This window comes from Actinoplanes lobatus (genome assembly GCF_014205215.1).
Lineage (GTDB): Bacteria > Actinomycetota > Actinomycetes > Mycobacteriales > Micromonosporaceae > Actinoplanes > Actinoplanes lobatus.
This window is the reverse complement of sequence record NZ_JACHNC010000001.1, coordinates 7,363,352-7,379,554: the sequence shown is the minus strand read 5'-3', so window position 1 is coordinate 7,379,554 and position 16,203 is coordinate 7,363,352. Positions and strand designations below refer to the sequence as shown.

10 protein-coding genes and 4 pseudogenes are annotated in these 16,203 nt (G+C 65.4%); 9 read left to right on the top strand and 5 right to left on the bottom strand.

Features of this window, described 5'->3' with window-relative positions:
- The first annotated feature begins 244 nt into the window (after positions 1-244).
- Positions 245-1,315: a hypothetical protein gene (locus BJ964_RS33640; protein WP_188124414.1), complete on the top strand. Its 1,071-nt coding sequence runs from the start codon at positions 245-247 to the stop codon at positions 1,313-1,315.
- Between the two features lie 138 nt (positions 1,316-1,453).
- Here BJ964_RS33640 and BJ964_RS33635 read toward each other — a convergent pair whose 3' ends face one another.
- The 3 genes and pseudogenes from BJ964_RS33635 to BJ964_RS33625 form a co-directional block, all read right to left on the bottom strand.
- Positions 1,454-4,726 carry a hypothetical protein gene (locus BJ964_RS33635; protein ID WP_188124413.1) on the bottom strand — a complete coding sequence of 1,091 codons (3,273 nt, stop codon included), beginning with the start codon at positions 4,724-4,726 and terminating at the stop codon, positions 1,454-1,456.
- 537 nt (positions 4,727-5,263) lie between these two features.
- On the bottom strand, positions 5,264-5,518 hold the full coding sequence (locus BJ964_RS48480) for a hypothetical protein (protein ID WP_229807376.1): 255 nt from the start codon (positions 5,516-5,518) through the stop codon (positions 5,264-5,266).
- Between the two features lie 161 nt (positions 5,519-5,679).
- Positions 5,680-6,353: pseudogene (locus tag BJ964_RS33625) on the bottom strand (transposase).
- A 121-nt stretch (positions 6,354-6,474) separates the two neighbouring features.
- On the opposite strand from BJ964_RS33625, the pseudogene BJ964_RS33620 reads away from it, so the two are divergent.
- From BJ964_RS33620 to BJ964_RS33610, 3 genes and pseudogenes are all read left to right on the top strand, one after another.
- A pseudogene (locus BJ964_RS33620) lies at positions 6,475-7,257 on the top strand (IS256 family transposase); the annotation flags it as partial.
- A 43-nt stretch (positions 7,258-7,300) separates the two neighbouring features.
- On the top strand, positions 7,301-9,385 hold the full coding sequence (locus tag BJ964_RS33615) for an ISAzo13 family transposase (protein WP_188124412.1): 2,085 nt from the start codon (positions 7,301-7,303) through the stop codon (positions 9,383-9,385).
- 13 nt (positions 9,386-9,398) lie between these two features.
- Positions 9,399-9,875, top strand: a pseudogene (locus tag BJ964_RS33610) (transposase); the annotation flags it as partial.
- A gap of 335 nt (positions 9,876-10,210) precedes the next feature.
- Here BJ964_RS33610 and BJ964_RS33605 read toward each other — a convergent pair.
- Positions 10,211-10,408: pseudogene (locus BJ964_RS33605) on the bottom strand (hypothetical protein); the annotation flags it as partial.
- 298 nt (positions 10,409-10,706) lie between these two features.
- Here BJ964_RS33605 and BJ964_RS33600 point away from each other — a divergent pair.
- From BJ964_RS33600 to BJ964_RS33585, 4 genes are all read left to right on the top strand, one after another.
- Positions 10,707-11,801, top strand: a complete 1,095-nt coding sequence (locus tag BJ964_RS33600) for a hypothetical protein (RefSeq protein WP_188124410.1) — start codon at positions 10,707-10,709, stop codon at positions 11,799-11,801.
- 417 nt (positions 11,802-12,218) lie between these two features.
- Positions 12,219-12,797 (top strand): hypothetical protein, encoded by a 579-nt coding sequence (locus BJ964_RS33595; RefSeq protein ID WP_188124409.1) that lies wholly within the window; start codon positions 12,219-12,221, stop codon positions 12,795-12,797.
- 498 nt (positions 12,798-13,295) lie between these two features.
- Positions 13,296-13,670 carry a hypothetical protein gene (locus BJ964_RS33590; RefSeq protein ID WP_188124408.1) on the top strand — a complete coding sequence of 125 codons (375 nt, stop codon included), beginning with the start codon at positions 13,296-13,298 and terminating at the stop codon, positions 13,668-13,670.
- A 62-nt stretch (positions 13,671-13,732) separates the two neighbouring features.
- The gene (locus BJ964_RS33585; protein ID WP_188124407.1) at positions 13,733-13,885 is read left to right on the top strand and encodes a hypothetical protein; all 153 of its coding nucleotides are present in this window, start codon (positions 13,733-13,735) and stop codon (positions 13,883-13,885) included.
- Between the two features lie 34 nt (positions 13,886-13,919).
- Here the strand turns inward: BJ964_RS33585 and BJ964_RS33580 are convergent, their stop codons facing one another.
- Positions 13,920-14,870 carry a tachylectin-related carbohydrate-binding protein gene (locus BJ964_RS33580; RefSeq protein WP_188124406.1) on the bottom strand — a complete coding sequence of 317 codons (951 nt, stop codon included), beginning with the start codon at positions 14,868-14,870 and terminating at the stop codon, positions 13,920-13,922.
- A gap of 149 nt (positions 14,871-15,019) precedes the next feature.
- Between BJ964_RS33580 and BJ964_RS33575 the strand changes: the two genes are divergently transcribed.
- Positions 15,020-16,192, top strand: coding sequence for an AraC-like ligand-binding domain-containing protein (locus BJ964_RS33575; RefSeq protein ID WP_188124405.1), 1,173 nt, complete (start codon positions 15,020-15,022; stop codon positions 16,190-16,192).
- Positions 16,193-16,203 lie beyond the last annotated feature (11 nt).

Below are 16,203 nucleotides of genomic sequence, written 5' to 3'. Positions count from 1 at the left end.
ACAACGTTGCTGGTAGCTGTGGCGTAGGCCGGTCATGGAGATCGAAAGCCGTATCCGAGTGACGTTACTGATCAGCAGTGGGCGTTGCTCGGCCCGTTCGACTTGTCTTCCGTTCCAGGGCCAGCACGGCGCGTGACCTCGAGGGGATCCATTTGGTTTGGTCACGCAATCCCGCAGCGGTGGTGTCCAATAATGTAAACGGCATGGCTGCGGCGGGGAATGCCGATGGTCGAGAGGTCTCGGGATGACGGTGTTGTTGGACGAGCCGCGGGTGTTCGTGACGTACGGCTCGGCCTCGGTGACCAGCAGGGAAGACTTGTACGACATCGAGTATGACCCGGACGATGCCTGGGCGGATGAAAGCAACGGCCTATGCGGGGCAGGGGTCGAGGGAGTCCTCGCGCTGACTACCGGTACGCACACCGGCTGGCTCCCGTTCCGGGTCGAGCTGTACCCCAGCGAGCCGCCGCTCGACGACGGCTGGGACGACGTCGTAGAGGTCTCCTACACGGCTATGTCCGACCGAGTCGTCCTTGCCGGGCTGGATGGCGACGCCTTCGAGTTCGACCTGCCCCGGGATACCTACCGGGTCCGGTACAGCGTCCGTGGGATGGACGAGGCGGACACCACCGACGAGACCCCTGACGCGTACCTGCTGCAGTTCTGGCCGGCCCCGCAGGCCGGCGGCCGGATCGTGAAGCAACACAGCGAGCGGGCAGCGTACTGGCACCGGGCCCGACGGACGCTGACTTCCCAGGAACAGCAGGAAGACGAGCAGCAGGAAGCGGAGGAGCAGGCGCAGCAGGCACGGAAGCGATGGGGCGACCGGATCCCGAACGACCGGCTCCGCCACGCCGAGGGTCTGTACCTGGACGCGATCTCCAGGCTGGACATCGATCTGGAATTCGCCGTCGCCGACGCGGATGACGCCACTCAGCGGCAGATCGCGACATGGGCGACGCTGCGGTCTCTGGAACAGGCAGGCCTGGTCGATCTTCCGCCGATCGCTCCGGCAGTCGCCGCACTACGAAAAGGCACGCGGGTGCCTCCACCGTTCGACGACAGCGGGACGGTCTGGTCGATTCTCAACGCCGCCGACCTCGCCCGGACCAGTGTTCCCGTTCCCCCTGACGGGAGAAAGGAGCAGTGCCCGCAGAACTGGGCGATGAGCGCTCTCTTCCACTCAGCGATGAAGGACTCGCTGGCAGCAGCGCTCGAAACGCTGGTCTGCCTGGCATACGTCCACGGACGCGACGGATACCGGCAGGCGTTCACAGCCGTGCGCCAAGCGTTCCCTCAGCTGGCACGGGGGTAGCAGCCGGGCCGCCCGGCAGAATGTTGGACTGTCTGCGCGATCGGGTGCCGCAGCTAAACCGTCGGGTGGCTTGCGGAGGGCATCGACGATGGCGGCTCCGCATCGGATTGATGCGGAGCCGCCCGAAGTCCCGTGAAGCTAGTTGGAGTTGATTCTCACGTAAAACTTATCGTTGTCCAGGATGCGCATTCCCGTACTGCTGTCACCGTAGAAGACTCCGATCCAGGAGCCGCCGACCGAGTTCTGCTTTGCGTTGATGAAGCAGCGGCTATACCCCTTGCTCCCGAAGTCAGCGTCCGCTTCGGGGAACTTGCAGAATTTGAAGGTGCGCGGATTGTTGCCGTAGGGGTCCCCCGTATGAGCACCCTGGTAAGTTGACCGGAACGGGTATTCGTCGCACGACGTGCTCTTCGGTGCTCCCACCTTGTCCCGCAGCCCGGATGGGCATGCCTTCCTTCCATTCCTGTCTCGCAGGTTGTCGTCGTACAGTCGCCTAAGTGCATGCTCGGAGCCCGGCTGTCCGTTCAGCACTCCACCCGGCTTTCCGGGCAGCTCGGATTGCTGGGCGGCATAGATGTGGTTCGCCATATCCGGATACTTCCCCTGCTTGTGGTAGCTCAAAGAGGGGATGAAATTGGGGACGACGCATCCAGCTACATCGGAACCCTTCAATGCCCTGTCACAGCGAACCCAGTTCGAGTGGATTCTTACGGTCAGCAGAGAAGACGTATCCGGTCGAGTGATATTAAGTTCCATGATGGCTTGGTCTTCGCGTTTTACGTTCTTGCCGACGGGCATATAGGCCGTACCGCTGATCTGAGCCCAGGATTCGAAGCGGCCGGCAGGCACGGCTGCGATATTCAATCTAGTAGTGCATCCTCGCATGCACTTCAAGTAGCCAGGCTTTGCGAGGGCAGCTGTGGCTGTCCCAGTAACATACAGGTTTTTGAGAATTAGGTGATAGTCCCAAGTCTCGCTCCGAGGCGATTGCCGGGCGACCCTCCAAAGATCATATATCGCTTTTCCCGTGACCGAAACTTTCCCGTTGACGATGTCCGTGGCACTGTAGAAAACGCGGTCGCGATAGCAGGCTTGGTATCGGCTGACCACCCATTGCCCGTAGGCAACTTTAGCGCACTCCTGAGGCAGTGGGATGTTCCTGAGCGTGCCAGGAGCCGCTACCGAGCTGGCCGAAGCCATAGCGTCGGCTGCTTCGGCGTCGAAGTCGCTGTCAGGGAAGGCTATCGGATCGGGCACGCTCAGCGCGCTGACACCATTGTCGAAGGCAAGGCAGTCGTAATTCCCGCTGGGAGCGGAGGTGGTGCTGCCATCGGCCGCCGCGCAGGCCTGCTCCGCGGCTGCGGACGGGGGCGAGGTGGACGTTGGCGCGGTGAAGTCGTTCGAGGTGTCGACGGTGGCAGCGGCCTCGAGCGAGCCTGCTGCGTGCACGTCGCTCTCGTCGTCACTAGTTTCGGTGAACACCTCACCGGAGTCGGGCGTCGGCGTGTACGGAGTCTGGTCGTCTACCCCTGGGATGAATTCATTCCCGGCAGGCTCCTCCACAGGAAACTCCGCAGAATTGGGATCGACCGTTGACGAAGGTACCGTCTCGACGGGAACCGACGATGGCCCTGACGAGAAGGCGACCGCACGGACGGTGAACTCGCACCATGCCGAATAGATGCCGATTGCGTTGGCGGCGGTGTCACGGCTCCGGACCCGCCAACGGTACGATTCGCCATTGACGAACTTGTCCCAAGGAACCGACACCCTTGCGGCCTGCCCGACGGGTACGGACCCGACGGTCTCGGTGCCAAGCACAGCCCCAGAGAGGTTGGTGTACTCAAACTCGGCACTGAAAGACGGGAGAGTGGGGTGGGTGAAGGAAGCGAAGAACTGTGGCGTGAAGGTGTTCACCACTGGACGCGACGCGCCTGTGACGCAGGATGTTGCGAAGGCGGTGTTATCTAGATTTTTTGATATTCCACTGGCCGACAACGTCGGTCCCGGCTCGTAGGTCACAGTTGCGGTCGGTGACTTGGTTGTGTCGCTGTAGTTCTGGGAGTAGAAGCGCTTCTGAGTGAGGTTGCTGGTTTCGTCAGAGGCCCGCACGCCAAGGTAGCCGACGTTGCGGCCAACGTTCGCGGCTTCTTGAAAGAAGGGCTTTGCATTGACCCAGATAAAGCCGGGCGCGGTGCAGGTGGGCCCACCCTTGACCGTGGAAGCAACGCCGGAACGGGAATGCCACGTCGGCTGGTTGGTCCAGCGGGTCTCTGTGTTGGAGCCTCCGACTTGCCAGATTTCCCAGTTGAGCCGTTCGCAGCTCGCCGACATGTAGTTGTAGAAGCCGACTGTCGCGTCCGTGATGATGGCGCCCTTGAGGGCCGACACGTTGAAGTTGACCATGGAGCGCGAGGCTTTGCCGCCGCTGGCGCCGATCTCTAGGTAGGTAGTGGTCGACAGATCGGTGGTGACGCCGTCACGGACCCAGGTGTCCCAGGTGGGGTCATCGTAGGTGATCGTTGGGTCGATGGTGACGGGATAGACGGTGTCGGGATCGTTGAAGAAGTCCGCGTCCGGGGTGATGGTGAGGTTGACGCCGGCGGCTTCGATCGGCTCCGCCTGGGCGGAGACGTCCGTGGCCTTGCGCGTCGTCGCGTCGCTCTCCATGACGACTACATTGGTCGGGTCGCCGGTACGGGGATCGGTTTGCGCATCCCACATCAGTGGTGTGGGGCTGCCCGCCACGGGCTTCTTGCTCTTGTCGAGCAGTTTTAGTTGGCCATCGGTGCCCAGGTGGTGCGACGTTACATCGTCGCCGACGATCGGAACCGTCAACGTGGTGACCTGTGAAGCCGCTGTCGGCGTTTTGACGATGTAGAAGGACTCGACGCCGCGGGTGGTGGCCTGAACGACCAGGTCGACGCCCGGCATTACCTCGGGGTACGTCGCCTTGTCCGCCGACAGCGTGGGTGCGGGCAGTGGTCCCGTCCAGCCCATCGCGACCTGGTCGTCTCCCTCTCCAAGGATGGCCAGTTCGTGCACGCCCGACTCGCTGGTGGCGCCGGAGATGACCAGCTCGGCTGGGTGCGCCTTGGGCGCGATGCTGCCGTCAGCCTGCTGAACAAGGGTGAGGTCGGTGGCGACCCATTCGCCGCCCTTCTGGACCCTGACCGGCGCAGCGCTGATTTCCTGTCGGATCTTGCCGTCCGGAAGTGCCCACGCACGCGTGGTCTCATTCGTAGCCTCCGTGATTTCCACAGGGGCATCGCAATCACCGGCTACTTGGACGGCGGCTTCCTGAGTGGGCTGCGCCAACGTTGAGCAGTCCGTCTCCAGCGCTGCTGCAGAAGCGCTCATCGGCGCCGCCACAGCGCTCGCCAGAAGAACCAGTGGCAGGCCAAACGCCATCGGCCTCCGGAAGTTCCACCGGTTGCTTGCCGGCGACGCTACTGCCGGCTTTCGCCCGAGGTCGAGGTTTGAGGGGAAAGCTGCGGCGGTGATTCGCCATCGCTTACCGCTGAGTGGTTGCACGGTTCCTGCTCCAAGTAGTTGAGCCGTGAGGGCGACCGCAACGCTAAATGGCGACCGATGTGACCAGAAAGCACCTTGCCCAAAACTAAAGTTATGATCCTTCCTTTTTTGTATGACATCATGCCTGTTAGTCCTGTTTTCGCGCGCTGGAACCGGCCTTGCGGGCAAGCGGAGAGTGACTAAACGTCCATGTTTGCGTCTATGCGAACGGCTGTGCGTTCGCGCCTGAAAGGTGCAAATGTCGTTGACTCATAATCGCGTGCACAGCGCGGTGCGCCGGGACGCGCCTGTTACGGGGCGGGCATGACGCGCTGTGCATTGGTACTCCGAGGGGTATAGCCCTGTGGCTCCTTGTTGCTGGCTAGAGAAAACAGGGTTTCAGTTAGTAAGTGTTGGAGAGGACGTTCCGGGAGGTTAGGTCTGTTTCTGGATCAGGGCGAAGATTCCGGGCTGCTTCTCCGTCACGATTCCGCGGTTGACCAGGCGTTTAACCTTCGCGCGGGCACCTTCGACGTGCTTTGGTAGCGGTTCGATGTCGAGGGCGAGGCAGACATCTTTGGCTCGCATGCCGGCGGTCGCGGTGCCCAGGATCGCCAGGATCTGCTGGTAGGCGGAGCTGACGATGGTGGGAATGCCGGCGGTGAAATCGGTCGCGGCGAGGTGCTGCACATGGTGCGGGTGGTGGCCAGGTCGGCCAGGTCCCGGTCGATGCGGTTCAGTTCCGTCTGGAGCAGGGTGATCTGTTCGCGGAGCCGTCCGGCGTCGTCGTTGCGATGGTCTCGCTTTCGGTGATCAGGCCGAGGATTGTGTCGAGGTGCATCGACTGGGCCTTACGCGTTGCGCCAGGTCGGGGTGCTGGTGCCGGTCAGCCGGCGGACCATACCGGCCATCGACGCCCAGAGCGTGCGTGACACCGACGGTTCGGGGCGGCTCTCGTATTCGCGGGCCAGGCGGCGGTGCAGCATCAGGGTGCCGTAGACCTGCTCAACGATCCATCGTTCCTTGACCGGCACGAAACCGGGCTGGGTGTCGGTGCGTTTGACGACCTCGACGTCGATGCCCAGCACGGCGCCGTGCCCGCCGACGTTCTGCTTGAAGTGAGGTCGGACCGAGGCGCGGTGCCGGTCTTTCGACCGGTCCGTCTCCTCGGCCCGCCTCCCGCACCGAACGTGCGCCTCGTCGAGGCATCCGGCTGGTTCGCCTCCCGGATCGACTGGGTATCCACCGCGACCGCGGTCGGATCCTCCCGGCGGCCAGCCTTCTCCCTGGTCTGGCAGCGCAGCAGGTCATGGATCGTCTGGTCAGTGCCGTCGTCACGCCACAGGGCGAAGTAGTAGTAGGTCGCAGATTTCCGCGGCAGGTCGTGCGGCAGATAAGCCCACTGGCAGCCGGCCCGGGTCTGGTAGAGGATTGCGCTCACGATCTCCCGTAGATCATGCTCACCCGTGCGGCCCGCTACCGAAACACGCTTGGCCCGCCAGGCTTCTAGGAACGGGCCGAGCAACGCCCACTGCGCTCATGGTCACGTCCACCGAAGTGGTGTATGACTCGGACTTCCCGGGACGAAAGAGGCGGCCACCGCAGATCCTTCGGATTGCTTGAAGATCACGAAGGAGAGACCTGCGATGGCCGCAACAGAGAGTTTGAACGTCGCTGACCTGCTGGGCCAGCACCTGGAATCGGCGAGCCCTGATGTACTGCGGGCGATGGTGAAAACCTTCGCTGACGCGTTGATGTCCGCCGAGGCCGATGCTCTCTGCGGCGCCGGCTACGGCGAACGCAGCGCCGAGCGGGCCAACTCACGCAACGGTTACCGGCAGCGCGAGTGGGACACCCGGGCCGGCACGATCGAGCTGGCGATCCCGAAGCTGCGTTCCGGTTCGTACTTCCCGGACTGGCTGCTGCAACACCGGCGCCGGGCCGAGCAGGCCCTGGTCAGCGTGGTCGCGACGTCGTACCTGCTCGGGGTGTCGACGCGGCGGATGGAGAAGCTGGTCGAGCAACTCGGCGTCAAACAGCTGTCGAAGAGTCAGGTGTCGGAGATGGCCCGGCATCTCGACGCCCAGGTCGAGGCGTTCCGCAACCGGCCGCTGGACGCCGGCCCGTACACGTTCGTCTGGACCGACGCCCTGGTCATCAAGGTCCGCGAACACGGCCGCACGGTCAACGTGCACGCCCTGGTCGCGGTCGGCGTCAACGCCGACGGCGGCCGCGAGGTCCTCGGCCTCGACGTCGCGTCCGACGAGGACGGCGCCGGCTGGCTCGCCTTCCTACGCAGCCTGACCGCCCGCGGACTGTCCGGCGTCCGCCTGATCATCTCCGACGCCCACCGCGGCCTCGTCGGCGCGATCGGCGCCGCGCTGCCCGGCGCCCAGTGGCAGCGCTGTCGCACCCACTGGAGCCGTCACGAAATAAGCCGTCGAGCTGTCCAACATCCATCGTTGGTCTTGTATGGCGATCGATGCGGAGACCTTGCGGCAGGTCACTACACGGTTCGAGGTTCTCGCTCCGCATCTGAACGAGCGGCAACGGCGTCTGGCGTTGGCGGCAGAGGCCCGGCTCTTCGGTCATGGCGGGGTGCGGGCTGTCGCCCGGGCGGTCGGGGTGAGCGAGACGACCGTGCGAGCTGGCGTCTTCGAACTGGAACGCGGCGACGATCCCCTGCCGGTGGGCCGGGTTCGCCGGCCCGGCGGCGGCCGCAAGTCGTTGACCGAGCATGATCCGAAGCTGCTGCCCGCGTTGTTGGCGCTGGTCGAGCCGGACGAACGGGGCGACCCGACGTCGCCGTTGCGATGGACCACGAAGTCACTGCGGCATCTGGCAGACGAGCTGACGCGGCAGGGATATCCGATCTCGGCGCCGACAGTGGGCCGGCTGCTTCACCGCAACGGATTCAGCTTGCAGGCCAACGCCAAGACCCTCGAAGGCGACCAGCACCCCGACCGCGACGCCCAGTTCAACTACGTGAACGAGCAGGTCAGAGAACACCAGCAGTCCGGCGAGCCCGTGATCAGCGTGGATGCCAAGAAGAAGGAACAACTGGGCCTGCTACCCAGCGGCGGCCGGGAATGGCGCCCGCACGGGGAACCGGTGAAGGTCGTCGATCACAGCTTCTTCACCGGCCCGAACGTCGAGCAGGCACTGCCCTACGGCGTTTATGACCTGACCCGCGACACCGGCTGGGTCAACGTCGGCGTCGACCACGACACCGCAGCATTCGCGGTCGCCTCGATCCGTCGCTGGTGGCAAGCCCGCGGCCACCTCGACTACCAGCAGGCCACCCGGCTGCTGATCACCGCGGACGCGGGCGGATCCAACTGCTACCGGTTCCGGCTCTGGAAAGCCGAACTCGCCACCCTGGCTGCCGAAACCGGACTCACCATCACGGTCTGCCACTTCCCACCGGGCACATCCAAGTGGAACAAGATCGAGCACCGGCTGTTCTCCCACATCACCATGAACTGGCGTGGACGCCCTCTGACCAGTCACGAAATCGTCGTGCAGACGATCGCGGCGACCACCACCCGCACCGGTCTGCGGGTTGATGCCAGCCTCGACCCCGGTGACTATCCGCTCGGCATCACCATCACCGCCGCGCAGTTGCAGGCTCTGCCGATCACCGCCCATGCCTGGCACGGCGCCTGGAACTACACCATCACGCCACCGATCCCCGGCTCCGTCCCGCCGCCGACAACCGACAGCACCACGGCCCTGCAGAAACGTGCCCAGAACCTGCACCGGCTCGCCGATCCCCGGCTGACCGGCATGACCCGCGATGAACTCGACCAGTTGGCCGGCGAACTCGCTGCAGACCAAGCCGCCCAGACCGAGAAGCGCTGCTACCAGCAACGCGGCGGACCCCGCCGGAAGTCTCCCGGCGCCGGCGCCGCGATGTTACTCACCGCCGCGGACCGCGTCCTGGTCACCGTGATCTACCTGCGGCAGATCTGCTCACAGAAGGTTCTGGCCGAGCTACTGGCCATCAACCCGACCTCGATCGGCAATGCCATAGCCGACACCCGAACCCTGCTGGAGCAGCGCAAACACATCATCGGCCCGACCAGGTTGCGCTGCAACAGCGCGTCGCAACTGTCCGACTTCCTCGACGGCAGCACCCGACCGGCCCCAGCCGTCCTGCTGCCCGATCTACTCACTGATCCCCGCCTGACCGGGATGAGCCGTCAACAACTGAGCGATCTACTGGACCAGATCCGCCTGCCACACGACGCCCAAGTCGAACATCGCCGCTACCACCGCCGCGGCCGTCATCCTCTTCCCGGAACCCGCGGCGGCATCTTCAAACAGAAACTCACTGACCCGGAACGCGTCCTCGCCGCGATTCTCTACCACCGGCAAGCCTGCACCCGGCAGGCTCTGGCCGACCTGTTCCAGGTCAGCCCACGCACCATCGGCAACATCCTGATCGACATCCGCCCACTGCTCGACCAGGCCGGCTACCAGCCCACATCCGCCACCATCCGCTACCGCTCCGCAGCGGCCCTGCGGGAAGCCATCGGCAACGACACGCCAACTTGATTTGATACAGCTCCACTACCTGCGCAACCTCTTGTCACGCGTCCCGAAGAGTGCGCAGCCGTGGGTCGCCACCCTGGTCCGCACCATCTTCGACCAACCCGACGCCATCGCCGTCAGCCAGCAGTTCGACCGCGTCCTCGGCACCATCGCCGAGAAGTTCCCGGCCGCGGCCGAACACCTCGACGACGCCCGCGCCGACCTGCTCGCCTTCACCGCGTTCCCCCGCGAACTGTGGCGCCAGATCTGGTCGAACAACCCGCAGGAACGGCTGAACAAGGAGATCCGCCGCCGCACCGACGTCGTCGGGATCTTCCCCAACCGCGACGCGATCATCCGGCTCGTCGGCGCGGTCCTGGCCGAACAGACCGACGAATGGGTCGAAGGCCGCCGCTACATGGGCCTGGAGATCCTCGGCAAAGCACGGCTGACCAGTATCAATACCGACGGACACGACACCGAAATCATCGAAACGACCGCAATCGCCGCATAAGATCAACACACACGGATCAGCGCTGGCCGCCTCTTACACCACGCCAGCGGACGTGACCCTGCTCATCGGTGACGTCACTCGGATACGGCTTTCGAGCTCCCATGACCGGCCAACGCCGCAGCTACCAGCATCGCTGTGACCAGGATTCATCTTTCGCGCCATCGAGTGATCACTATCTACAGCGAACCCGCAGAACGATCTCCAAACGGACTCAATGCATAGATCAATCCGAAGGATCTCGAACCACCCCCTGAACAGGGTGGGCCTCTCGCATCCCGGCTGGCCCCGGACAATTAGGGGTCAGCGGCGGCCGATCGAAGCGAGCGGTATGACTACCCGACGCGGTCGGTGATCTCGCCTTCGAGCGCGGACTCCAGGACCCGCTTGGTGAGCTGCTGCAACAGCCCGCCCTCACCGGTCAGCTGCAAGTCGTTGCCGCGGGCCCGGCCGACCAGCATCGCGACGAGCTGGTCATCCGAGATTTCCACCGACTGGCCGGCGGCCAGCTCCTGGCCGGGGTGTTCGGCCGCCATCTTGGCGTCTCCCTAGACATCGAGATTAGCCGATAAATTTACCGTCCCATGCAACGTTGCCTTGGCTCGGGAAGGGCCGCAGTCGCGCAACACGGCAGCCGCCCGTCGAGCGGCCTCGGTGCCTTCCAGGAGACGTGAACAGGTGAGCCGTGTTCCGCCGTTCGGCGACCGCTTGAAGCCGACTGTTCTCCCGGAAGCCGGGACCATCCGTCAGTGCCACCCACGAAGCCGATCCAATATCCGTTTAGCCCAGATATGTTCACGTTTCTACTCGCCGTTTCCCTGCTTGAGGTGGTTCATGCTGCGCCCGTCCCGCTCCGCACTCCTGGCAACCACCGCGTCACTGGCAATCGGCCTACTCGCCGCACCCGGCGCCGCGTACGCGACGGACACGACCACGAGTCTGTCCAGGGAGCAGATGGTCGACGAACTCGGGACCGTTGCCAAGGCGTCGACCCTCGCGGCCGAGAAGGGCTGGAAGGCAAACATCGTCCTCACCGACTTGACGATTGATGCGGACCTCACCGGCTGGAAGGCCAATGTGGCCGACGTCGGCCGGAAAGCCGCAGTGGCCTCCACCGGAGAGGTAGGCGCCCCCGGCAGCGGCGCAGCCGCCGTGACCGATACCGGCGAGATGTCGATGTCGATGTTCTACGTCGTCGACCCGGTGCGCGGGCGAACGCTCGAACGCTACCGCTACGGCACCACGACCGCAGGCGCCTACTCGGCCCAGGGCAGGGGCCGGTACCAAAGCCTCAGCGACCCCACGACACGGTCGGTGCTGAAGATGATGCGCCGACCGCAGGTGCGATACGTGTTCACCCCGAATCCGTCGCAGGACTTCGACGAAGCCGTTCCGGCGCCGGCGACCGTCCTCACCGAGGACATCCAGGCAGGCACGAAGACCGTCCACGGTGACGGGTCCGCCGATTACACCTTCCGCCCCGAGGACGACACCAACGTCACCCTGCGGGTCAACTCCGCCGGCACCTTGACCCGCGCGCAGGCAGGCCAGGAGAACTCCGCCATCAGCCTCACCTACGCGTACGGCCCACAGCACGTGACCCTGCCATCCCGCTCGGCCACGATCAGCTGGGCCGAGTTGACGAAGGGCATGGCATACCTCGACATGCGAACGTACGTGGCCTCGGCCGCCAACCAGGGCGCGACGGAAACCCTCCGGGCCGCGGCCGGCCGCACCGTCAAAGTGGCCTCTGTGCGCGAACACGTCCGCCAGGAGGCGGCCGTGTGGAACTCCTACGCGAGCACCAGGATGATCAAAGCCAAGGACATCCGCGGCGGCATACGCGTACACGCGACCAACCCCTGGACCCACAAGACCGTCTCCTACACGGTCAAGGCGTCCGGCAAGAAGATCACCGTCCGAGGCTGACCGCATCACACCTGGCCGGCAAGGACCCCGTCGAGAGCGACGGGGCCCTTGCCGCACCCATCCCAGCGCGAAACGCCCCCTGGCCGGCCGACGGCACGTCGCCTGCGACGGCCGTGACAGTCCATGGAGGGCGAAGCTCTCGACAAGCGCAGCCCGCGCGAGCGGGGGGTTGCCCGCTCCGGCCCAAGACCGTGCACACGCCGCTGGAGTTCAGCGACGGCATTCGCCGGCTACAGGAGTGGACCGGGCTGACCTACCGGCGGATCGCCGAGGCCAGCCCCGAGGGCGGCCGGGTAGCGCCGTCCATCCTGACGGGTACCCGCATTCGATCTTGAGAGGTCACGCCCGGGGCGCGATCGCCGTACCGTTGTTGATCTACTTCCGGTTATTCTGAGCAGCCCAGACGATGAATTGTGCGTGCCTGACGCCTCCCGGTGCGGTGACCAATCCGGCCACCGTTGGAGAGCGCATGCCGAGTTCGTCGACCCCGCTTCGGCTTCCACCACTGTCGACATCGACCCAACCCTGCTCCTACGCCGTACCGAAAACCGGGTCTACTCCGACACCCCAACCACCTGGTACGCCCCCGCCGCCGCAACATTCCCCCACGGCATCGACGAAACCTGGCCCATCCACGACGAACACAGCCCACCGGCCGACGCCCTCATCAACTGCACCGACCCCGACGGCAAACGATGGCTCGTCCTGGAAGGCCACTACCAGTGGTCACAGCCCCAATATCCAGAAGACGCCGCGGCTGACCACCCCCACCACGTCACATGGGCACAAATCCGCTCATACCTCATCAACGCCAACAGCATCGACACCTGGGCGAACTGGGCGAAAGACCAGGACTGGAACGGCCGATGGATGCCCGAATCCGGAAGCCCACCGGCCTCCTACTCGCCGACCACCCCCACCACTCGGGCTGGCTCGACCTCGAAACCGACGACCGCACCGAGCACCAGGGGACACCGCTACCCGGCGCCCTGCTGATCACCACGTCCCGGTACGGCGGCGTAGCCAACGACGAAGACCATTCCGACAGCAGACACCTTTACACCTTCGTACCCTCCACCGACCTCTGCACCGCACTCCACCTGCAAAGACTCGGCGACTTCCGATGGGGCCGCGAGGGCACACTCCTCGCCGAAAGCTTCGCCGCCCGCCAACCGGGACCAGACTCCGTCCACGTACGCCTCGAGCCCCTGGCCGACTACCTGATCAACAACGGCCAAGCCCTGCTCTGGACGATCCTGGCCGAAAAACACACCACCGTCGCCGACCACTCCTGGCCACGAGACGGCCGCGCCCTCATGCGCAACTACTCCGCCTCCTATATCTTCGACGGCAAGAGCATCAGATTGGCCGGAGCCACCGCACGAACACTTCACGAAGGCGGCGACGAGCGAATGGCTCACCGATCCCGAACTCGCGGTCCAAGTCTGCGCTGCACTCGCTCCGGGGCTTGCCGAAGATCAAACGGCCACCGAAGTGCTCCGCACCGCCTCGCTCGACCCCGCCGAACTCGATGCCAGCCTTGCCGGAATGCACCTGCACCAGGTTCCTCGGCACCACCACACCGTCGCCGAGGCGCTCTGCCATCGCGTCGAGAGGTTCGAGCCGCTGCTGGACAGCGGCATAACCGCAGTCGCCTACGAGACTCCCGGCGGCGTCTTGGTCGAGCCCTACCTGCGCAAAGCCTTCCCCCATGGGCTACCAATCCATGGCACCACGGCACAGCAGACTCTCGCCCGCGCGGTCGCCGCTCACGACAGAGCCTGGCAAGGCGACAAAAGGTGGACGCAGGCCCTCTCCCGGACCGGATTGCCGGTCGAACGGGAAGCATGGCTGGCCTCGGCCGGCTAACCATAAAGGTCACTCAACGCCGCTGCCGCGATGCGCACCTGCCCCTACGGATCACGCAGGGCGTGGGCTACCTGATGGCCATCCCCGGCCCGATCCTGGTCGGCCTGCTGCACGACCGCACGGACGGCTGGCGGATCCCCCTGGCCCTGATGATCGTGCTGATGGTCCCGCAGATCATCGCCAGCTACCAGGCCGGCCGCGACCGCCAAGTCTAAGGCCTGGAAACCTGCGGCCGGCGCTGGCCGGCTGTCACATCCAGCCGTTGCCGATGATCAGGCCGCCGCCGGTCGGGTAGCGCCACTCCGCCGCGCCGCCGTACCAGTCGAGGTGCTCGTTCCAGCGCAGGTTGCCGTTCTTGTCGACCATGTACATGCCACCGTCGGCTCCGACGGTCGCCGAGAAGTCGACTCCGGCCGCCTGCACCGTCTGGTAGCCGTACGTGCCGCCGTACCAGCCGGACCCGATGACGTTGCCGGAGCCCGCTACCCAGCTGTCGCTAACGTTGACGCCGGAATACGGGTATTGATACCTGTACCAGCGGATGTTGCCGGAGCTGTCGACGCCGTAAATCGCGCCGCTGGGGGATCCGGTGACGTAGCGGAACCCCTCCCAGCCGACGCCGATCTGGGTGCCGCTGTTCGCGGCCCAGCTGCCGCCCTCACCAGGTACACCCAGGTATTTGTGCCAGAACAACCGCCCGGAGGAGTCGATCGTGTAGAAAATGCTGCCTCCGGGATAACCCAACTCTGGAGTGATATAGCCGCCGCTGATCAGCTTGCTGAGGTTGGCCCACCCCAGGCTGGTCGTGCCGGCGATCGGCGCCGGCGCCCCGCCGTACGCCCATGCCTGCAAGCCATTTCGCCAGTAATAGCCGTACACACCGGAGCTGTTGGCGCAGACGTACAGATTGTCGTAGGTGTATGCGACACCGCACGAGGCGATCGAGCCGAACGCATCGAAGCCGCTGCCGCGGGAGAACGGCCCGAGAAAGCCCCCCGACCCGGTCTGCCACTGCTCCTGGTAGTACATGAGCAGCGCGCCGCCCGGCGTCACGATGTTCAGATTTCCGTTCTCCCCCACGACGACCAGGTTCTTCGTCCGTGCCGCGCGTGCCGTGCCGGGCAGCGCCAGTCCGGTTGCCGCGCCGGCTCCGGCCACCGCGCTCAGTTTGAGTAACGTCCTTCTCGTCGTTGTTGTCATGTGCCGTTCCCCGTTCCCGTTGGCCTTTGTGCCCAGTTTCGGGCCGCACCGGCGGCCCTGTCGTCAGCACCGGGCGCACAGTCGTACGCACCCAGCGCACATCGACAGGACTCGCTACCCTGGGCTTACTTCGGGGGAAGCGGGGAGCCATGCTCACTGTGTTCGACAGCGCCACGATCGCCCCACGAGAACGCCTGGACGCCTGGCGCGAGATCACCGCCGCCTCGATGGCGCCGACGGCAATCGACGTCCCGGACCCCGAGGCGTTCACCGCCCGCCTCCGCGCCATGCCGCTCGGCAACGCGCAGGTCGCCACCCTGGCCTACACGGCGCTGACAGCGCGGCGGTCGATGCGGGAAATCCGCAGGTCCGATCCGGAGTACTACGAGGTTGGTCTCATCCGGGCCGGCCGGCAGGGCATAGAGCAAAATGACACCAGCGCCCTGGTCCCCCGCGGGAACCTGGTGCTCTGGGACAGCTCCGTACCGTACGAGGCGATCGTCAACGGGACGTCCCTCGCGGAGTCGGCGCTCCTGCAGTTCCCCAAGAGGATGCTTCCGCTGCCCGTGCGCCAGGTGACCGGCCTCTGCGCCGTGTCGCTACCCGGAACCGAAGACATCGGCAGCCTCCTCGCCGCCTTCCTCGCCTCCCTGGCCGACGACCGCACCCGCTGCACGGAACGCGACACGCTGCGCCTCGAAACCATCGCGGTGGACCTGACGACCGCCGTGCTCGCCCACCACCTGGAGCGGGAGAACCCGCCGCTGCGCTCCCCCACGCACACCCTCTACCTGCGCATCATCGCCTTCATCGAGGAGAATCTGCACCACCCGGAGCTGCGTCCCGCCACGATCGCCGCCGCCCACCGGATCTCCCCGCGCCACCTGCACCGCATCTTCCAGCAGCACCACCCCGCCGGCGTCGCCGCCCACATCCGCACCCGCCGCCTCGACCGGGCCCGCCGCGACCTGGCCGACCACCGCCTCGACCACCTCACCATCGCCACCATCGCCCGCCGCTGGGGCTTCTCCCGTCCCCGACTTCAGCCGCGCCTTCCAACGCCACGCCGGCACCCCACCCCGCGACTACCGCAACCGCGTCTAGACCCGGACTTCGCACATGGTTGTGGCGGCGAGTGCCTCGGTGCCGGGCCAGCCCGCCACCAGGCCCAGCGAGCCCAGATAGGCCAGGTCGAAGAACGAGGTGTCGGAGACGATCGCGCCCCGGTCGCCGCGCACCCAGGTGATCGGCGGCTTCCGCGGCATCGCGACCAGGTCGTCCGCCACGTTGAAGTGGTTCGGCGCCGTCGGCCGGGCCGTTGAGCAGGACGTTC